The organism is Paractinoplanes toevensis (assembly GCF_018332695.1).
GTDB classification, from domain to species: Bacteria; Actinomycetota; Actinomycetes; order Mycobacteriales; family Micromonosporaceae; genus Actinoplanes; species Actinoplanes toevensis.
Window position 1 is genome coordinate 1 of record NZ_BOQN01000183.1, and the last position, 18392, is coordinate 18392.

General features: G+C 70.8%; 18 protein-coding genes and 1 pseudogene. 12 read left to right on the forward strand and 7 right to left on the reverse strand.

Annotation, left to right across the window (positions count from 1 at the left end):
• Positions 1-202: 202 nt before the first annotated feature.
• Entirely contained in the window at positions 203-1072 is an 870-nt protein-coding gene (locus Ato02nite_RS49680; RefSeq protein ID WP_213013742.1) for a phytanoyl-CoA dioxygenase family protein, read from the reverse strand.
• A gap of 257 nt (positions 1073-1329) precedes the next feature.
• On the opposite strand from Ato02nite_RS49680, the gene Ato02nite_RS49685 reads away from it, so the two are divergent.
• A complete protein-coding gene (locus Ato02nite_RS49685) occupies positions 1330-2223 on the forward strand; it encodes a sugar phosphate isomerase/epimerase family protein (protein WP_213013743.1) in 894 nt (297 codons plus the stop codon).
• The gene (locus Ato02nite_RS49690) at positions 2223-4292 is read left to right on the forward strand and encodes a PQQ-dependent sugar dehydrogenase (protein WP_213013744.1); all 2070 of its coding nucleotides are present in this window, start codon (positions 2223-2225) and stop codon (positions 4290-4292) included. The genes Ato02nite_RS49685 and Ato02nite_RS49690 overlap by 1 nt, the downstream gene beginning before the upstream one ends.
• A 43-nt stretch (positions 4293-4335) precedes the next feature.
• Here the strand turns inward: Ato02nite_RS49690 and Ato02nite_RS49695 are convergent, their stop codons facing one another.
• Positions 4336-4893, reverse strand: coding sequence for a hypothetical protein (locus Ato02nite_RS49695; RefSeq protein ID WP_213013745.1), 558 nt, complete (start codon positions 4891-4893; stop codon positions 4336-4338).
• Positions 4894-5000: 107 nt separating this feature from the next.
• Between Ato02nite_RS49695 and Ato02nite_RS49700 the strand changes: the two genes are divergently transcribed.
• Together Ato02nite_RS49700 and Ato02nite_RS49705 are read left to right on the forward strand one after the other, a co-directional pair.
• Positions 5001-7040: a sensor histidine kinase gene (locus tag Ato02nite_RS49700; RefSeq protein ID WP_213013746.1), complete on the forward strand. Its 2040-nt coding sequence runs from the start codon at positions 5001-5003 to the stop codon at positions 7038-7040.
• The gene (locus Ato02nite_RS49705) at positions 7031-7675 is read left to right on the forward strand and encodes a response regulator transcription factor (protein ID WP_213013747.1); all 645 of its coding nucleotides are present in this window, start codon (positions 7031-7033) and stop codon (positions 7673-7675) included. Before Ato02nite_RS49700 ends, Ato02nite_RS49705 begins: the two co-directional genes overlap by 10 nt.
• On the opposite strand, the gene Ato02nite_RS49710 is transcribed toward Ato02nite_RS49705, so the two are convergent.
• Both Ato02nite_RS49710 and Ato02nite_RS49715 read right to left on the reverse strand, forming a co-directional pair.
• Positions 7599-8702 (reverse strand): GGDEF domain-containing protein, encoded by a 1104-nt coding sequence (locus tag Ato02nite_RS49710; protein ID WP_213013748.1) that lies wholly within the window; start codon positions 8700-8702, stop codon positions 7599-7601. The genes Ato02nite_RS49705 and Ato02nite_RS49710 overlap by 77 nt on opposite strands.
• 39 nt (positions 8703-8741) lie before the next feature.
• The gene (locus Ato02nite_RS49715) at positions 8742-9704 is read right to left on the reverse strand and encodes an aldo/keto reductase (RefSeq protein ID WP_213013749.1); all 963 of its coding nucleotides are present in this window, start codon (positions 9702-9704) and stop codon (positions 8742-8744) included.
• Positions 9705-9803: 99 nt separating this feature from the next.
• Between Ato02nite_RS49715 and Ato02nite_RS49720 the strand changes: the two genes are divergently transcribed.
• The 6 genes from Ato02nite_RS49720 to Ato02nite_RS49745 all read left to right on the forward strand — a co-directional run bounded on the left by Ato02nite_RS49720 (position 9804) and on the right by Ato02nite_RS49745 (position 14030).
• Complete coding sequence (locus tag Ato02nite_RS49720) at positions 9804-10400, forward strand: TetR family transcriptional regulator (protein ID WP_213013750.1); 597 nt, start codon at positions 9804-9806, stop codon at positions 10398-10400.
• Between the two features lie 55 nt (positions 10401-10455).
• Positions 10456-11682, forward strand: a complete 1227-nt coding sequence (locus Ato02nite_RS49725) for an inorganic phosphate transporter (protein ID WP_213013751.1) — start codon at positions 10456-10458, stop codon at positions 11680-11682.
• Complete coding sequence (locus Ato02nite_RS49730) at positions 11679-11996, forward strand: hypothetical protein (RefSeq protein ID WP_213013752.1); 318 nt, start codon at positions 11679-11681, stop codon at positions 11994-11996. The genes Ato02nite_RS49725 and Ato02nite_RS49730 overlap by 4 nt, the downstream gene beginning before the upstream one ends.
• A 13-nt stretch (positions 11997-12009) precedes the next feature.
• Positions 12010-12324 (forward strand): DUF3349 domain-containing protein, encoded by a 315-nt coding sequence (locus tag Ato02nite_RS49735; RefSeq protein WP_213013753.1) that lies wholly within the window; start codon positions 12010-12012, stop codon positions 12322-12324.
• Between the two features lie 171 nt (positions 12325-12495).
• Positions 12496-13746, forward strand: coding sequence for an inorganic phosphate transporter (locus Ato02nite_RS49740; RefSeq protein ID WP_213013754.1), 1251 nt, complete (start codon positions 12496-12498; stop codon positions 13744-13746).
• 2 nt (positions 13747-13748) lie between these two features.
• Positions 13749-14030: a hypothetical protein gene (locus Ato02nite_RS49745; protein ID WP_213013755.1), complete on the forward strand. Its 282-nt coding sequence runs from the start codon at positions 13749-13751 to the stop codon at positions 14028-14030.
• 1 nt (position 14031) lies between these two features.
• On the opposite strand, the gene Ato02nite_RS49750 is transcribed toward Ato02nite_RS49745, so the two are convergent.
• Positions 14032-14763 (reverse strand): hypothetical protein, encoded by a 732-nt coding sequence (locus tag Ato02nite_RS49750; RefSeq protein WP_213013756.1) that lies wholly within the window; start codon positions 14761-14763, stop codon positions 14032-14034.
• A gap of 100 nt (positions 14764-14863) precedes the next feature.
• Between Ato02nite_RS49750 and Ato02nite_RS49755 the strand changes: the two genes are divergently transcribed.
• The gene (locus Ato02nite_RS49755) at positions 14864-16432 is read left to right on the forward strand and encodes a serine protease (protein WP_213013757.1); all 1569 of its coding nucleotides are present in this window, start codon (positions 14864-14866) and stop codon (positions 16430-16432) included.
• A gap of 6 nt (positions 16433-16438) precedes the next feature.
• Here Ato02nite_RS49755 and Ato02nite_RS49760 read toward each other — a convergent pair whose 3' ends face one another.
• On the reverse strand, positions 16439-17527 hold the full coding sequence (locus Ato02nite_RS49760) for a glycerophosphodiester phosphodiesterase (RefSeq protein ID WP_213013758.1): 1089 nt from the start codon (positions 17525-17527) through the stop codon (positions 16439-16441).
• Positions 17528-17655: 128 nt separating this feature from the next.
• Complete coding sequence (locus tag Ato02nite_RS49765; RefSeq protein ID WP_213013759.1) at positions 17656-17988, reverse strand: VOC family protein; 333 nt, start codon at positions 17986-17988, stop codon at positions 17656-17658.
• A gap of 212 nt (positions 17989-18200) precedes the next feature.
• Here Ato02nite_RS49765 and Ato02nite_RS49770 point away from each other — a divergent pair.
• A pseudogene (locus Ato02nite_RS49770) lies at positions 18201-18392 on the forward strand (peptidoglycan-binding protein); the annotation flags it as partial.

Consider the following 18392-nt stretch of genomic DNA (forward strand, 5'->3'; position numbering starts at 1 on the left):
AACGGCTGCCTCCCCATCAACGGGGCGATCGCGGCGCGCATCGCCTGACCGTTGGTCGCCGGGCCGGCGGGGTGCTCACCCCGCCGGCCCGGCCTGGCCTCCCCACCTCCACGGCCAGGGGGCTGGCCGACGGGATGGGAGGCTTGCTCGCCGGCCCTACTCTTGGCCCGGGTGGGCCGTCGAGATTACGCTCCGTGATGGGTTACCGGAGCCATGGAATTGATCGATCGAGCAGGCCGCGCGTTTGCAATTCGTGCCGCAGCGGGATTTTCTCGTCGATGTACCCGTCCCAATTGACACCCCAGTGATTGGCGGTGTGAGTTGCTTCGCCGAGCAATTGTTTCTGCACCGGCGTGCGGTTCGCCCACCACTGGCCGTCCTTGTCGACCGGCATGTCGTCGAGCGGCCGGATCCACCGGTAGGTGTAGCCGACAAACAGCATCTTGCGGGTCACCGTGCTGCGGTTGACCGAGCGCGAGTGCCACAGCCGGCGGTCGAAGACGAAGGCGTCGCCCGGGTTCGCGGTGATCTCGACGGTGCCGCGCGGGTCACCGTCGGTGCGCTCCAGGGTGTTGCGCAGGTGGCTGCCCGGGACGACCTTGGTGGCGCCGCGGCCGGTCCGCGACAGATCGGACAGCACGTAGGCGACCTTGAGCGAGAGCATCGGGCGCGGGTCTCCGGCCAGGGATTCCGGGTCCGAATTCTGCCGGTATCCGTCCTGGTGCCAGCCCCACGCCGGCGGCTCCTCGAACGGTGACGGCGGTGTCACGTCGAGATGGTTGTGGTGCGAGTAGATGTTCCAGCCGGCCAGCCCCCAGATGTACGGGAACGTGCTGGGCTGGGTCAGCAGCTCGCCGAACTCCTCGTCCCGGTCGAGGAAGCCGAGCAGGTGCAGGGTGCCGTCGGACTTGAGCCGGCCGGCCTTCCGCTCGTCGGCGTAGACCCGGTCGACCGCCGCCTCGAGGCGGGCCCGGTGCTCCTCGGTCAGCGCGTTACGGATCAGCAGGATCCCCTCCTGCTGGAATTCGTCGCGCTGCTCCGGCGTGATCGCCTCAAATCCGGTAAGGCTCATTTCCGGTCCCCTCAAGCATTCGTTGTTCACTTGTCCCCCGGGGGCTCCGGTGCTTCACGTTAAAAGACGCGGCGCGGCCGTGAATGCGTTGCATTTTTTCGAAAGTTCATCGGAAATCGACGCTTCTGGCTACGCAGAGTGATGGTCAAGTTTTGCTCGGACTTCGGGAACTTTTGCTTGATCTGAAGAAACTTGGGTTCACTGTGGACGAAACATCTCGGTAATGTGCCCGGATAGCCATTCAAAGGAGAGCGTCAATGAATCGCCGCCAACTCCTCGGTGCCGCCGCAGCCGCCGGTGCCGCGACCACGCTCAGCGTTCCGTCCGCCGCCTCGGCGGGCGGGCACGGATCGATCCATCGAGTGCCGCGCGACCAGATCAGCGTTCAGCTCTACACGCTGCGCAATCAGCTCCAGATCAACCTGGAGGCCAGCCTCGCCGAGCTCGCCGAGATCGGCTACACCCGGGTCGAGCACGCCGGCTTCGTCGGCCGCACCGCCGCCCAGTTCCGGGCCGCGCTCGACAACGCCGGCATCCGGGCCACGTCCGGCCACGTCGCCATCCCGCAGCCGTTCGACGCGGCCGCGTGGCAGCGGTCGCTCGAGGACGCCGCGATCGTCGGCAACAAGTTCATCGTCCACCCGTTCTTCGGGCAGGGAGCGACCGGCCCGATCCGGGACGCCGCCGTCTACCGCGCGTTCGCCGCCGACCTCAACCGCGCGGGCGCGCTCGCCCGCCGAGCCGGCCTCAGCTTCGGCTACCACAACCACCACGCCGAGTTCTTCCGCCAGACCGGGACGAACCTGACCGGCTTCGACATCCTCACCGGCGAGACCGATCCGCGGAACGTGCACCTCGAGGTCGACCTGTTCTGGGCCTTCCGGGGCGCGCACGACCCGGTCGACCTGATCTCCGAACACCGCGGCCGGATCAAGCAGGTCCACGTCAAGGATCTGGACATCAACGCGAGCTTCGCCGACCCCGGTGACGGGCTCATCGACTTCGGGCGGATCTTCGCGCGCTCGAGGGAGGCCGGCCTGATCGAGTACATCGTCGAGCGGGACGACGCCGGGTCGGCGCCGCGCACTCCGGCCCAGGCGCTGGACACCGCCCGGGTCGGTTACAACTACCTGGCCGGGCTGCGGTTCTGATGGTCCGCCGTACCGCTCTGATCGGTGCTGTCGCCGCGGCCGTCCTGGCCGTGCCGACCGCGGGTCTGGCCCATCCGGGTCATGAGCTGCCGCCCGCTTCCGACTTCCAGAAGGTCACCCTCGACGACTTCCCCGGTGAGCCGATCGCGCTCGCCGTCCTGCCCGACAAGCGGGTGCTGCACACCGCGCGCAACGGGGCGGTCCGCATCCACGAGCCGTCGACCGGCCGTAACGTCCTGGCCGCCACCATCCCCGTCTATCTGCACGACGAGGAGGGCGTCCAGGGCGTCGCCATCGACCCCGACTTCGCGCGGAACAAGTGGGTCTACATCTACTACTCGCCGCCGCTGAACACCCCGGCCGACGATCCGACCACGCCGACCGTCAACGAGGGCGACGCGCCGTCGAACGGCACCGCCGCCGACTTCGCCCGATTCAAGGGCTATCTGCAGCTGTCCCGGTTCAAGCTCGTCGGCAACACCCTGGTGCTGGGCTCCGAACAGAAGATCCTCCAGGTCGGGACCGACCGGGGCATGTGCTGCCACGTCGGCGGGAAGATCGACTTCGACAGCGAGGGCAACCTGTTCCTGTCCACCGGGGACGACAGCAACCCGTTCTTCTCCGACGGGTACGCCCCGATCGACGAGCGTGCCGACCGCAACCCGGTCTTCGACGCCCAGCGCTCCGCCGGCAACACCAACGACCTGCGCGGCAAGCTGCTGCGCATCAAGGTCGGCCGCGACGGCCGTTACACCATCCCGCGCGGCAACCTGTTCAAGCCGGGCACCCCGAAGACCCGGGCCGAGATCTACGCGATGGGCCTGCGCAACCCGTTCCGGTTCACCGTCGACCCGGTCACCGACGTCGTCTACCTCGCCGACTACTCGCCCGACGCGCAGGTCGCCAACCCGGCGCGCGGGCCGGCCGGGCAGGGCCGCTGGATGGCCGTCGACAAACCCGCCAACTACGGCTGGCCGTACTGCGTCGCCCCCGACCAGCCGTACGTCGACTACGACTTCGCCACCGGCGTCTCCGGCGCCCCGTTCAACTGCGCGCACCCGGTCAACGAATCACCGCACAACACCGGCCTGCGCAACCTGCCACCGGTGGAGAAGGCCGAGGTCATCTATTCGTACGGGGTGACCGCGGCCTGGCCGGAACTGGGCACCGGCGGCATCGGACCGATGGGCGGCCCGGCCTACAACTTCTCCCGGCACCTGCGCTCGCGGGTGAAGTGGCCGGAGTCGTTCGACGGCCTGCCGCTGTTCGCCGAGTGGACCCGCGACTACGTCAAGGCGTTCCACCTCGACCGTCGCAACCAGGTGACCCAGATCGACCCGGTCCTCCCGGAGATCGTCTTCGACAACCCGATGGACCTGGAGTTCGGCCCGGACGGCGCGCTCTACGTCCTCGAGTACGGCGACGGCTACTTCAACGAGAACCCCGACGCCCAGCTGGCGCGGATCGACTACGTCCGCGGCAACCGCACCCCCGTTCCGAAGGCGTCGGCCACGCCGACCGGCGGCCAGGCGCCACTCACGGTTTCGTTCTCCAGCGCCGGCACCGTCGATCCCGACGGCGACCCCCTGGCGTACGCCTGGGACTTCAACGCCGACGGCCGGGTCGATTCGCGGCAGCCCAACGCCACCTACACGTTCACCGCCAACGGCAACTACCGCCCGGTCCTCAAGGTCACCGACAGCACCGGCCGCTCGGCCAGTGCCGAGGTGATCCTGCCGGTCGGCACCGCCGCGCCGGTGGTCACGTTCGTGACCCCGACCGAGGACCAGCCGTTCCACTTCGGCGACACGGTCACCTACCAGGTGGCGGTCACCGACGACGCCCCGGTCGACTGCGCCCGGGTCACCGTGACCTACATCCTCGGCCACGACGAGCACGGCCACCCACTGTCCACCTCATCCGGCTGCACCGGCTCGATCACCACGTTCCTCGACCCCGGCCACGCCGGCTCCGACAACCTCACGGCGGTGTTCGTGGCGTCCTACACCGACACCGGAACCCCGCCCCAGACCGGCACCGACGAGGTGGTCCTCACCCCGGCGCCCTGAGAACCTCACCGGCCGGGCCGTTCGGCCCGGCCGGTGAAGGCCTTCACCGGACCGGCACGGGAACCGGATCGGAGGTGCGGGACAGGGCGAGTGCGACCGTGCCGAACACGGCGACCAGGGCGGCGTTGACGGCTACGGCGAGCCAGCCGATGTTGGCGATGTGCGCCACCGGCCACGCCAGCGCGCTCACCGCCAGCAGCGCGACCGCCCACGTCGGCGCCGTCCTTCGCAGGACGGCCGCGCCGAGCAGCAGCGTCAGCGGGAAGCACAGGCCGAGCGGCTTGATCAGTACGGCGGCCCCGGTGGCGTCGACCAGGTCGGTGTCGCCGAGCGAGACGTGGATGGTGTTGAAGCCGTAGGCAACGTTGCCGGCCGCGCCGAGCGCGCCGATCACCAGCAGGACGGCGGCCAGGGCGCCGTCGCCCAGCGTAACCAGGCGGACCAGGACGATCGTGTAGCCGACGGCACCGAGCACGTGGACCACGGCGGCCGCCGGATCGTCCCAGCCGCGGGTCGCGTACAGCAGGTCGGCGATCAGATAGACGGCGGGCGCGACGAGAAGCGACCCGGTGAGCAGGCGGTCCAGGGGCGTGGAAGTCATGACTCCCACCGTTGTCGCGCCGGGGCGGGCCGGCATCGGGGCCGGCCCTCGACAACTGCCGGGTTAACCCTGATCACATCGGGGCCGCGCGCTGGCACCATACAGACGTGCTGCGCTGGGTGGTGGGTGCGGCGACCGCGCTGCTGGTCGCCGGTGGCTCCGCGCTCGGTTTCCATCTCGGCAACCTGCACAACGGGCTGATCGCCGTCTCGTTCACCGCGGTCGGGCTCTACGTGCTGCGCCTTCGCCCGGGCCACCGGGAGGGCCGGCTGTTCGTCGCGGTCGGCGCCGCGCACTCAGTGATGTTCGCGGGCCGTCAGTACGGCCTGCACGCCGGCCCGCTGCCCGGCGCCTCCTGGCTCGGCTGGCTCGGGGTCTGGCCGCTGCCGCTCGTGCTGGTGCTGGTCGGCCTGGCGGTGATGTGTTTCCCGACCGGCCGTCTGCCGTCCCGCCGCTGGGTGCCGGTCGTCGGCGCCCTCGCCGCGGTGGGGCTCGCCCTGTCCATCGTCTCGGCGCTGTGGCCGGTGGAGTGGCCCCGCACCGGAATGGTGGCCGACCACCCGTTCGACCTCGGCGGGCGGGCGGCCGCGGACGCCTTCTACCGCGTCGCGCGCCCGGTGGGCTATCTGCTGTTCCAGCTGACCTGGCTGGTCTGCGTGGTCGTCCGGGTGCGGCAGGCCCGCGGCGACGAGGCCCGTCAGCTGCGCTGGTTCCTCTACGCGGCGGCGGTGTCGGCCGCGGTGATGGTGGTCGGCCTCGCGGTGTGGGGCTCGCCGGTGCCCGGCACGCTGACGGCGCCGCTGCTCGCCGCGGCGGCCGGCGCCGCGATCCTCCGCTACCGCCTCTACGACATCGACCCGGTGATCAACAAGTCGCTGGTCTTCGGCGCGATGGCGGTGCTCGTGACGGCTACCTACGCGATCGTCGTGACCGGCGCCGGCCGCCTGGTCGACGGGTACGGCACCGTGCTGTCGCTGCTCGCCACCGGCGGGGTGGCGGTCGCCTTCGAACCGCTGCGCCGGCGCGTCCAGCGACTGGCCGACCGGGTCGTCTACGGTCGCCGGGCCACCCCGTACGAAGCGCTGTCCCGGTTGTCGGCGCACTTCACCGCGCCCGCCGGGGGTTTGCTCGACGGCATCTGCGGCACCGTCGCCGACGCGGTCGGCGCGCGGGAGGTGACACTGTGGACCGGCCCGGCCGACGACCTGCGGGCGGCGTCGGCCTGGCCACCGGGCACGCCGCTGCCGCCCGGCCCAAGCACCCTGGCGAATCTCTCCGCCGCGGCGGACCGGCAGGATGCGGCGGATCTGCCCGCGGCGGACCTGCCTGCGGCGCCCGGTCGCGCTGCTTCGGCTGAACCGCCGACCGTGGCGGTTCGGCGCAATGGTCGGTCACGCGCCGTGGTCACGGTGACGCCGGTGCGGCACGACAGCCGGTTCCGCGGCGCGATCACGGTGACGAAGGCGCCGGGGGAGCCCTTCACCGGCTCGGAGCTGCGGCTGGTCGGTGACCTGGCCGCTCAGGCCGGGCTGGTGCTGGAGCTGCGGGCCACCGCCCAGCGCCTGGTCGCGGCGGGCGACGCGGCCCGCCGCCGGCTGGAGCGGGACCTGCACGACGGCGCGCAGCAGCGGCTGGTAACCGTCGCGATGGAGCTCGGCGCGGTGGTGCGGCTGGCCGGGGACACCGAGGTCGCGGCCCGGGCCGAGGACGTCCGTCGCCGGCTGCTGGAGGCCACCGCCGAGCTGCGCGAGATGGCGCGCGGGCTGCACCCGGCCGTGCTGACCCAGGACGGCCTCCGAGCCGCGATCGAGTTCCTCGTCGACCGGTCCGCCCTGCCGGTGCGGCTGACCATGTCGGTGCCGCGGCGGCTGCCGGCCGAGGTCGAGGCCACGGCGTACTTCGTGGTCAGCGAGGGCCTGACGAACGCGGCCAAGCACTCCGGCGCCGCGGCGGTGACGGTTCAGGTCGAGGACACCGGGGCCGGCCTGGTCGTCGAGGTGTCCGACGACGGCGGCGGTGGGGCCGCGGTGCGGGCGGGCAGCGGCCTCGAGGGCCTCGCCGACCGGCTGGCGACGCTGGACGCGCGGCTGACGGTGGAGAGCGGCCCGGACGGCACCCGGTTGCGGACGGTGATCCCGTGCGGGTGATGCTCGCCGACGACGCGGTGCTGTTCCGCGAAGGGATGGCCCGCATCCTGACCGAGGCCGGGTTCACCGTGACCGGGCGGGCCGGCGACGGCGCCGCGCTGCTTCGCCTCGTACGCGCCGATCCACCCGACGTCGCCGTGCTCGACCTGCGGATGCCGCCGGGGTTCGCGGCCGAGGGCATCGGGACCGCGGCCGCGATCCGGGCGTCCGCACCGGGCGTCGGCCTGATGCTGCTGTCCCAGTACGTCGAGGTGCACCACGCGCTGCGGCTGATGACCGAGTTCGACGGCGGCGTCGGCTACCTGCTCAAGGACCGGGTGTCCGACCTGGCGGCGTTCGGCACCGACGTGCGGAGAGTGGCCCGCGGGGACACCGTCCTCGATCCGGAGCTGGTGGCCCGGCTGGTGGCCCGGCGGCGCGAGAAGGACCCGCTGGACGCGCTCACCGACCGGGAGCGGGCCGTGCTCGCGCTGATGGCCCAGGGCCTGTCCAACGCCGCTGTCGCCGCCGACCTGCACCTGGCGATCAAGACGGTCGAGGCGCACGTCACGTCGATCTTCACGAAGCTCGGGCTGGTCCAGCATGAGCGCGAGCATCGCCGGGTGCTGGCCGTTCTGACGTTCCTGCGCGCCTGACCGCCGACTTCTGCCGGTACATCGCCTGGTCGGCCTGCGCGGCCAGGGCATCGAGGGAGAGGTCCTGACCCGCCTGGCGGTGGGCGGCGCCGATGCTGACCCCGACGGTCGCGTGGCCGCCGCTTAGTGCCGCCGGCCGGGTGATCTCGGCCCGGAGCCGGGCGATCACGTCGGCGGCCTGTTCCGGGCCGGTCTGCGGGAGCAGCACCTGGAACTCGTCGCCGCCCACCCGGCCGGCCAGATCGCCGGACCGCAGCGCGGCGTGGATCCGGTGCCCGGTCTCGCGCAGCAACTCGTCGCCGGCCGCGTGCCCCAGCTCGTCGTTGACCTGTTTGAAGCCGTCGAGGTCGAGCAGCAGCACGGTGAGCTCGCGGCCGTGCTCGCCGTCGGCGAACCGGGCCAGCCGGGTGCGGTTCGGCAGGCCGGTCAGCGGGTCGTGGCCGGCCTGGTGTTCCAGCGCTCGGCGGGCCTCGTCCAACTCGCCGATCTGCCGCGCGAACGCGCCGGACTGGGTGCCGCTGATGAACGCGATGATCAGGTTGATCAGGATCGCGAAGGCCAGGTCGCCGGGGACCACGGTGTGGCCGCCGAGGTGCAGCGCGAACGGCAGGAAAGCTGAGGTGACCGCCCACGTGGCGAGGGCGCCACGCAGTCGGAAGCGCAGCGCCCCGGCGACGATCGGCACGATCAGCCCGGTCCACGTGGTGATGTCGACGTAGACCCGGAGCGCCGCCACGAACGTGCACATCACCGCGAGGTCGGCGGCCACCTGGACGGCGCTGCACCAGGCGTACTGCCGCCCGCCGGGGCGGCGGAAGTTCACCACGCCCACGACCTCGGCCGCCGTCATCACCGCGATCATGGCGAGGCACGCGACGGTCAGAGCGCCGGGCGTCCCGACGGGGAAGATGCGGAAGGCGCCGGCCACCAGCAGCACGGTGGACAGGATGCCGAAGCCGCGGGCCGCCAACTGCCCCGCCTCGACGGCGCGGCGATGGCGGAGCAGGGACAGGTCGGCGGGGCTCATCGCCGACCTCTTCGGCGGTGAGCCCCCCGATATGAGAGGTCAGACCCAGGTGGGCATGCTGCCCCCGGCGTACCGGGCGCCGAACCCGCCGGTGGGCAGGATCTCGTTGACGGCGGCGAGGTCGGCGTCGGTGAGCTTCAGGTCGGCGGCGCCGATGTTCTCCTCGACCCGCCGGATGCTGCGGGTGCCGGGGATCGGCACGATGTGCTCGCCCTGGGCGAGCAGCCAGGCGAGCGCGAGCTGGGAGACCGTCGCACCCTTGGCGGCGGCCAGGTCGCCGAGCTTGCGTACGGCGTCGAGGTTCTTCTCGTAGTTGCCGGGCTGCCAGCGCGGGTCGTTGCGGCGCATGTCGGTCTCGTCGTACTCGCCGGCCGGTTTGGCGGCGCCGGTGATGAAGCCGCGGCCCAGCGGCGAGTACGGCACGAAACCGATGCCGAGCTCGGTCAGGGTCGGGAAGAGGCTCTCCACCTCCCGCTCGAACAGCGAGTACTCGGTCTGCAGGACGGAGACCGGCTGTACGGCGTGCGCCTTGCGGATGGTCTCCGGACCGGCCTCACTGAGCCCGAAGTACTTGACCTGGCCGGCGTCGATGAACTCCTTGACGGTGCCGGCGACGTCCTCGATCGGCACGGTCGGGTCGACGCGGTGCTGGTAGAGCACGTCGATGGTGTCGACCCCGAGGTACCGCAGGCTGTTCTCGACGACCTCGCGGATGTGCTCGGGCCGGCTGTCGAAGCCGTAGCTGTGGGTGAAGCCGAACTTGGTGGCGATCACGACGTCGTCGCGGAAGTCCTTGACGGCCCGCCCGACGGCCTTCTCGTTCTCGCCCCAGCCGTAGAGCTCGGCGGTGTCGAAGAAGGTGACACCGAGCTCGTAGGCCCGCCGGATGGTGGCGATGCCCTCCCGCTCGTCGCCGGGGCCGTAGGCGAGGTGCAGGCCCATCGCCCCGTAGCCGAGGGCGGAGACGGTCAGGCCTTGCCGGCCGAGAGTGCGCTGCTGCATGAGATGCTCCTCCGAGTCAAACCAAACGGTTCGGTCTGAAGCTACCTCGGAAACCCACCGCCGCCAAACCAAACGGTTCGGTTGGTTACCATGGTCACCATGACCGACTCGACCGGCGACCGGATCGTCGCGGCCGCCACCACCGAGTTCTCCCAGCACGGGATCGCCGGGGCGCGGATCGAACGCATCGCCCGGGCCGCCCGCACCAGCAAGGAGCGGGTCTACGCCTATTACCGCAGCAAGGACGCCCTCTACCGGTTCGTGGCCGCGCGCGAGCTGGCGGCGATCGCCGAGGCCACCCGGCTCGATCCCACCGATCTGCCGGGCTACGCCGGCCGCATCCACGACTACTTCGTCCAGCACCCCGAGCGGCTACGCCTGATGAGCTGGGGGCAGTTGGAGGTCACCTCGGACGCGCCGCAGCCCGACGACCCGTTCCGGCAGTCGGTCCGCCGCAAGATCGATCAGCTGCGGGCCGCGCAGCAGGCCGGCCACCTGGACCCGGCCTGGGATCCGATCGACATCCTGGTCTTCGTCAACCAGATCGCGATGTCCTGGGCGGCCCAGCCGCACGTCGGCGTGGACGCCACCGAGGACCGCGCCACGTTCCTCGCGGCGCGCCGGGCCGCCATCGTCGCCGCGGTGCAGCGGCTGTTCCCGGCGGTAAACAACGCCCCAACCCCGGACGAACTCTAATCTGCCCTGCTCAGAGGGCTTTCCGGTCTGACCTTTGCGGGGACAGTCTGACCTCGTGACAGAGTCAACGGTCATTCTGGCCCTGGTGGTCATCACCGCTCTCGGTTTTGACTTCACCAACGGCTTCCACGACACCGCGAACGCGATGGCCACGTCCATCGCCACGAACGCGCTGCGGCCGAAGGTGGCCGTCGCCCTCTCCGGTCTGCTCAACCTCGTCGGTGCGTTCCTCTCGGTCGAGGTCGCGCTGACCGTCACCAACGCCGTCGTGAAGATCCAGAATTCGGACGGTACGCCGAAGGAGTCGCTCACCGCGCACGGCGGCGAGGCGCTCCTGATCATCGTGCTGGCCGGCCTGGTCGGCGGCATCATCTGGAACCTGCTCACCTGGCTGCTGGGCCTGCCGTCCAGCTCGTCGCACGCGCTGTTCGGCGGCCTGATCGGCGCGAGCATCGCCGGGCTCGGCTGGGCCGGCGTCAACTGGAACGGCAACGGGTCCAAGCTCGACGGCGTCGTCGGGAAGGTGATCCTGCCGGCCATCATGTCGCCGGTCATCGCGGGTGTGATCGCCGCGGTCGGCACCTGGCTGATCTACAAGGTGGTCACCGGGGTGGCGCAGCGGTTCACCGACAACGGCTTCCGCTGGGGCCAGATCGGCAGCGCCTCGCTGGTCTCGCTGGCGCACGGCACCAACGACGCGCAGAAGACGATGGGTGTCATCACCCTGGCGCTGATCGCGACGGGGGACTGGACCGACACCAAGAACATCCCGTTCTGGGTCAAGGTCTCCTGCGCCCTGGCCATCGCGCTCGGCACCTACCTGGGCGGCTGGCGGATCATCCGTACGCTCGGCAAGGGTCTCGTCGAGATCGCCCCGCCGCAGGGTATGGCGGCCGAGTCGGCCTCGGCCGCGGTCATCCTGGCCTCCAGTCACCTCGGCTTCGCGTTGTCCACCACGCACGTCGCCACCGGCTCGATCCTGGGCTCGGGCGTCGGCAAGCCGGGCGCGCAGGTGCGCTGGCGGGTGGCCGGCCGGATGATCTCGGCCTGGCTGATCACGCTGCCCGCGGCGGCGATCGTCGGCGCGGTCATGTGGTTCATCGGCGACCTGGTCGGCGGCCTCGGCGGCGCCATCGTGATCTTCGCGCTGCTGGTGGCCGCGGCCGTCTACATGTACCTGCGCTCGCGCCGGGAGCCGGTCGGGCACCACAACGTCAACGACGAGTGGGAGGACGCTCCGGCCCAGGAGCGCGTTCCCGCGAGCGCCGGGAGTGCATCGTGACCGACAACCTGGGTTTCGCCCTCGAAGGGGCGTGGAAGGTGCTGTTCGCCGGACTCGTCCTCGGTGCCGGACTGCCACTACTGTTCGCCCTGGGTATCCGTTCCCTTGCGTGGGGTGCGGGCGGTGAGGCCGAGGTCCACGAGAGCGGCGTCACCGGCCCGAAGTCACAGCCGATCGGCACGGTCGTCGGCTGGGTGCTGTTCGCGATCGTGCTGCTCGGCATCGTGCTGGGCATCACCTTCATCGTGGCCAGCGGTTTCGGCAAGGCCTTGAGCTTCGAGCACATCTACCCGACGATCGTCGACAAGCACTGACAGGGAGACCGCGTTGAGCGATCGTTCGAATTTCCTGACGCGCAGCGTGGAGTGGCTGCGCGCCGGCTATCCGACCGGTGTCCCGCGGCAGGACTACGTTGCCCTGCTCGGGGTGCTGCGCCGCAAGCTGACCGAGGACGAGATCCGCGGCGTCGCCAAGGAACTCGCCGAGCAGTCGGTCGTCTCCGACGACCCGATCAGCGCCTCGGACATCGAGGGGCTGATCAGCGAGTCGATGCTGCAGAACGCGACCCCGGCCGACGTGGCCCGGGTGTCGGCACACCTGGCGGCCGGTGGCTGGCCGCTGGTCGATCCACCCACCGAATGATGAACCTCACATGAACGGCCGGGTGCGAAGCACCCGGCCGTTCGCTTTGAGTAGCGCGTCGACTACTTAACGTTCACCTTTGGGAAACACGAGGTTAACGAGGATCGAACATCGAAAAGGTGACGTTCATCCTCTAGAAACCGCACAGAATGCCGAGCGACGATCACTCGCGTGACACAAGCTTCGGTGGTCCTCGCCCTGGTGGTTGTGACGGCACTGGCCTTCGACTTCACCAACGGTTTCCACGACACCGCGAACGCGATGGCCACGACCATCGCCACCAAGGCCCTCAAGCCGAAGACCGCCGTCGCGCTCTCCGGCATCCTGAATCTGGTCGGGGCCTTCCTGTCCGTGCAGGTGGCGCTCACCGTCACCAACGCCGTAGTCAAGATCCAGAATTCGAACGGTACGCCGAAGGAGTCGCTCGTCTCGGACGGCGGCAGCGCGCTGTTACTGATCATTCTGGCCGGCCTGGTCGGTGGCATCGTCTGGAACCTGCTCACCTGGCTGCTCGGACTGCCGTCGAGTTCGTCGCACGCGCTGTTCGGCGGCCTGATCGGCGCCACCATCGCCGGGCTCGGCTGGGCCGGGGTCAACTGGAACGGCGACGGCTCGAAGCTCGACGGCGTGGTCGGCAAGGTCCTGCTGCCGGCCGTCCTGTCCCCGGTGATCGCCGGGGTGGTGGCGCTCGTCGGCACCTGGATCATTCACCGGATCACCGCCGGGCTCGCCGCCCGGCACACCGACCAGGGCTTCAAGTGGGGCCAGATCGGCAGCGCCTCGCTCGTCTCGCTCGCGCACGGCACCAACGACGCGCAGAAGACGATGGGTGTCATCACCCTCGCGCTGATCGCCTCCGGCGACTGGACCGACACCAAGAACATCCCGTTCTGGGTCAAGGTCGCCTGCGCCCTGGCCATCGCGCTCGGCACCTACCTGGGCGGCTGGCGGATCATCCGCACGCTCGGCAAGGGCCTCGTCGACATCGCCCCGGCCCAGGGCATGGCCGCCCAGTCCAGCTCGGCCGCCGTCATCCTGGCCTCCAGCCACCTCGGCTTCGCGCTGTCCACCACGCACGTCGCCACCGGCTCGGTGCTCGGCTCCGGCCTCGGCCGGCCCGGCGCCCAGGTGCGCTGGCGGGTGGCCGGCCGCATGATCACCGCCTGGCTGATCACCCTGCCCGCCGCCGGCCTGGTCGGCGCGGCGATGTGGGGCGTCGGACACCTGGTCGGCGGTCTGGCCGGCGCGCTCGTCGTCTTCGCCGTGCTGGTGGCGGCCTCGCTGGCGGTCTGGTTCCGCTCCCGCCGCACCCCGATCGGCAGCCACAACGTCAACGACGACTGGGAGCCGGTGGCGCCGCCCGCGGCCCCCGCCGACGAACCCGCCCGCGTCCCGGTCACCGCCGCCCACGGAGGGGTCTGACCATGCACAACCTCGGTTTCGCCCTCGACGGGGCGTGGCGGGTGCTGCTCGCCGGACTGCTGCTCGGTGCCGGGCTGCCGGTGCTGTTCGCCCTCGGCATCCGTTCGCTGGCCTGGGCCGACGCCGGCGGGGTGGCCCGGCCGGCCGGGCGCACCCTCGGCTACGGGCTGTTCGCCGTGGTGATCCTCGGCGTCCTGCTCGGCATCACGTTCATCGTGGCCACCGGCTTCGGCAAGGCTCTGAGCTTCGAGCACATCTACCCGACCATCGTGCCGAAGCACTGAATTAGATCTCGGGACCCGGTTCCAGGAGTTCCAGTAGCTTGGCTACGGCGTCCCTGCGGTTGTGGACGTCGGTCACCCGTACCCATGGGGAAAGGGCAAGCTCGACGGCGCGCTCGTCGCGGCAGGCAGCCGGATCGGCCGCGGCGGCCGCGATGCGATCGGCCGTTCGGCCGGTCCCGCCCAGCACCAGCACCGGGCGGTGTTCGGCCACGCTGAGCTGGCAGTCCTCGAAGGCGATCTCGCCGCCGTTGACCAGGATCGTGGCCGACGGCGCGCCGCCGGCCAGCAGCGTCGCGGTGCGTGCGAGGTAGGGCGCCTCGTCGCCGAAATCGGCGCCCGGCACGAGCACGAAGTGCGAGTGGTGCGGTTCGAGCGGCACCGCCTCCGCGCCGCCCGGGTTGCCGGGGAACACCACCGTGCCCAGCGCGGCCACCCCGACCAGCGGAAACGCGCCGCTCTCGCGGGATCGGCCGAGCAGGCGCATCACCCCGGCGTCGGTGCCGCCGTCCACGGCGACCGCGCCCAGCCGGCTTATCGCGGTGGCAATCAGGTGCGCGAACAGGTCGGTGAGATCGTCGTCGTCCATCAGGCCGGCGCCGCCGACCACCGCCACCACCGGCCGTGGCCGGCTCAGCCCGAGCGCTTCGATGGTGGCCGCGAGCTCGGCCAGACCGGCCGGGCGCACAGCGACGGCCGCGTGGTCGTCGGCCAGCCGCAGACGCTCCGGGCTCACAAGCATGCAGCGTACTGCACTGATCAACAGTATCGATGCGGCGATCCGACAGTGGCCGCCCTTGACCGCCCGCCGCCGGAGGCGGAAACCTGACTCCACGATGAAGAGGTGGACCGAGACCGACCGGCGGCGATTCGACGAGGCGCTCAGCAACTTCGATCGGCGGCAGGTGGCCGCGTCGGCCTCGCAGTTCGCCGCGGCGGTCGGCGACCACGGCGGCGGCGATGCCTGGCTCGAGCCGGCCGTCGCGCTGCTGCGCCGCCTGCAGCACAAGGGTTACGCGCCGATGCTGCTCACGCTGGCCGAATCGCTGCTGCGCAGCGGCCTCGACCGGCCACCGATCCGTTATCTGTACGCTCTCGCCCTGCTCGACCAGGATCGGGTCGCGGCGGCCGAGGCGATCCTGCTGCGGATGCCCCCGGAGATCATCCGGGGCGACGCCGACGTGCGGTCCGCGATCGGCCGGGTGCACAAGGCCCGCTACCTGGCCGGTGGATCGCCGGTCGACCTGCGCGAGGCGATCCGCTGGTACCGCTCGACCTACCTCGACGACCCGCCCGCCAACCACTACCCGGGGATCAACGCGGCGGCCATGCTGCGGCTCGCCGCCGCCGACGGTACGCACGTCGAGGGCTTCGCCCGGCCCGATTCGGAGGCGCGGTCGCTGGCCGCCGAGATCCTCGCCCGGATCGGCCCGTCCGCCGACCAGTGGCAGCTGGCCTGCGCGGTGGAGGCCTGCCTCATCCTCGACCAGGACCCGTTCGACTGGCTCAACCGCTACCTCGCACACCCGGGGGTGGACGCGTTCGAGGTCAACACCACCCTGCGGCAGTTCCAGCTGCTGCACGGGCTGGCGCCGGACGTGCCGCCGGGCCGGCAGATGCTGCCGCCGCTCCGGGCCCGGCTGCTGGCGGCCGGCGGCGGCTGGGTCGACCTGACCGCCGACGTCGTCGGCAGCGAGAGCATGCGAGCCATCGACGAGGTCCTGGAGAAGAACTTCGACGACGACCATTTCCGTACGACGAGATGGTTGCGGACGGCACTGACCCGCTGCCGCGCGGTCGCCCGGGTGGAGACGCCGGCCGGGGTCGGGGTGGGCACCGGGTTCCTGCTCGACGGCCGCGATCTGGCACCCGGGCTGCCGGCGCGGGTGCTGCTCACCAACGCGCACGTGGTACCGGACCGGCTGAACCCGGGGGAGTGCTTCGCGTCGTTCCTCGGTGTCGACGACCCGGCGTCCCGCCACCCGCTCGGTAACGTGCTCTGGACCTCGCCGGTCCCCGCGCTGGACGCCACCCTGCTGGATCTGCCCGTCCCGCCGGACGACTCGATCGTGCCGCTGCCGGTGCGCACGGCCGGGCTGGCCGATCCGCCGGTCGACCGGGCGTTCGTGATCGGCTATCCGGGCGGCCGGTCGGACGTCGCGTTCTCGCTGCACGACACGCGCCTGCTCGACTACGACGACCGGGTGGCCCACTACCGCACCCCCACCGAGGGCGGCAGCTCGGGCAGCCCGGTCTTCGACGACGAGTGGCAGGTGTTCGCACTGCACCACAGCGGAAACTTCAACGTGCGCAAGCTCAACCTGGACGTCGGCCGGTACGACGCGAACGAGGGGATCCTGATGTCCCGGATCCGGGCCGCGGTGTCCGCCTCGTTCGCGTCCTAGCCCGTTTCAGCGCAGCTTGCGGGCCAGCACGCCGATGTCGGGCTGGTCGGTGAAGAGCCCGTCGATGCCGGTCTTCAGGTAGGTGATCTGCTCGTCGATGGCCCGGCCGTAGGCGTTCGGGTCGGTGCCCACCCGGTAGTCGGCCGGCAGGAACTGGTTCTCCGCGCGGAACGTGTACGGGATGACCTCGAGGCCGGCCGCGTGCGCGTCCCGGACCAGGCTGGTCGGCGTGCCCAGGGTCGCGTCGGCGTTGCGCGGGATGACCTGGCTCTTGTCCGGGCCGATGCCGTCGACGTACTGCGACAGCTCCTTGAGCCCGGCCGGCGTCAGGTACTCCGCGTAGGTCTTCGGGTCGTTGAACGGGCTGCCCGCCGCGCTGGTCAGAAAGACCAGGTTGACCCGCGCCCTGGACCGGATGGCCTTGAGGTTGGCCGCCTCGAACGACTGGATCCACACCCGCGCGCCGCGGCGGTTCAGGCCGGCCCGGTCGAGCGAGCGCAGCAGCGGGGTCTCCAGCTCGAGACCGAGCCGCCGGAAGTACGTGGGGTGCTTGGTCTCCGGGATGACACCCAGGTCGCGGTCCAGCTCCTCGGACAGCTTGGCCCGCAGGGCCAGGAGCTCGGCGAAGGTCGGCACCTCGAACCGGCCGTCGTAGAGGGTGTTGTGCTGGCGCACGGCGGGGAGCCGCTCGACCGCGCGCAGCGTCTTCAGCTCGGCCAGGGTGAAGTCCTCGGTGAACCAGCCGGTCACGCTGACCCCGTCGAGCAGCACGGTCTTCTTACGCCCGGCGAACTCGGGCCGGGTCGCCACGTCGGTGGTGCCGCCGATCTCCGGCTCGTGCCGGCACACCAGCACGTGGTCCTTCGTGGCGACCAGGTCGGGCTCCAGGTAGTCGGCGCCGAGCCGGGCGGCCAGCTCGTACGACGCGAGCGTGTGCTCGGGCCGGTAGCCGGACGCGCCGCGGTGGCCGAAGACCTCGGTCGTCCTGGTGTCGCGTCCATGCGCCTGGGCCACCGCCGGAGCGACGGCCGTGCCCAGTGCGGGTGCGGCGGCGGCGACGGCGCCCATACGCAGCACCTGACGTCGGTCTGCCACGAGTTCCTCCACGGGGTTACGCACCCGGCGTCCGTCGCCGGGGCTCCTCGTGGCAGTCGACTGGACCGGAACGTCGGGGCAGCAACCTCGACATGGCGATCAAGAAAACGAAGCGGAAAGCTGCGCCACTACCCGCCCACGCCGAACTCGTTGCCGTCCGGGTCGAGGTAGACCGCCTTGCGTACGCCGTTGTCGTACTTCTCGGTCCGGGCCGGTTCGATGCCCCGTGCGGTGATCGTGGCCGACCACTCGTCGAATTCGCTGACGAACAGGGTCACCAGGCCGTGGCCGGCGTGCTCCGGCTGGACGACGATGTAGACCGACCGTCCGTCGGCGAGGTCCCACACCGCCTCGATGTCGTTCGGGATCATCGTGGGCGGCCCGCCGAGAAACTTCTCGTACCAGCTCAGGGCTCGCTGGTAGTCGCTGACCGGGATGCCGGCGAACAGGTACAGGTCCATTTCGTCAGGCTATGCGGAGCCCCCAACGGAGGGATCTTTAATATTTGGCACACGTCGTTCTATTTGCCGCATCTGCCCAGCTGATCGGCCGAACGGCCGGTGTGGATCACCACTGTGGATCTTCGGGGTGACGTTTGCGCTGAGTGCGGGCGGGTGAACATCGCAGTACAGTTCCGCTCGCCTAACCTTGATCCGCTACCGGAGGTCCCCCGATGGCAAGCTGGGTGCTCATCCCCTGCTTGAAAAGTTTGTTCGCGGAGTTCGACCGGATCGCGCCGAAGCGCGACAAGGCCAGCGACGGCAGCATCGGCGACACCGCGCACTCGCAGAGCTCGTCCGACCACAACCCGGACGAGACCGGCAATGTGCCGATCCACGACGCCGACAAGGTCAACGAGGTCCAC

Coding starts and splice junctions, on each gene's coding strand:
- Ato02nite_RS49680 (WP_213013742.1), bottom strand. CDS start 1,072: ATGAGCCTTACCGGATTTGAGGCGATCACGCCGGAGCAGCGCGACGAA.
- Ato02nite_RS49685 (WP_213013743.1), top strand. CDS start 1,330: ATGAATCGCCGCCAACTCCTCGGTGCCGCCGCAGCCGCCGGTGCCGCG.
- Ato02nite_RS49690 (WP_213013744.1), top strand. CDS start 2,223: ATGGTCCGCCGTACCGCTCTGATCGGTGCTGTCGCCGCGGCCGTCCTG.
- Ato02nite_RS49695 (WP_213013745.1), bottom strand. CDS start 4,893: ATGACTTCCACGCCCCTGGACCGCCTGCTCACCGGGTCGCTTCTCGTC.
- Ato02nite_RS49710 (WP_213013748.1), bottom strand. CDS start 8,702: ATGAGCCCCGCCGACCTGTCCCTGCTCCGCCATCGCCGCGCCGTCGAG.
- Ato02nite_RS49715 (WP_213013749.1), bottom strand. CDS start 9,704: ATGCAGCAGCGCACTCTCGGCCGGCAAGGCCTGACCGTCTCCGCCCTC.
- Ato02nite_RS49720 (WP_213013750.1), top strand. CDS start 9,804: ATGACCGACTCGACCGGCGACCGGATCGTCGCGGCCGCCACCACCGAG.
- Ato02nite_RS49745 (WP_213013755.1), top strand. CDS start 13,749: ATGCACAACCTCGGTTTCGCCCTCGACGGGGCGTGGCGGGTGCTGCTC.
- Ato02nite_RS49755 (WP_213013757.1), top strand. CDS start 14,864: ATGAAGAGGTGGACCGAGACCGACCGGCGGCGATTCGACGAGGCGCTC.
- Ato02nite_RS49765 (WP_213013759.1), bottom strand. CDS start 17,988: ATGGACCTGTACCTGTTCGCCGGCATCCCGGTCAGCGACTACCAGCGA.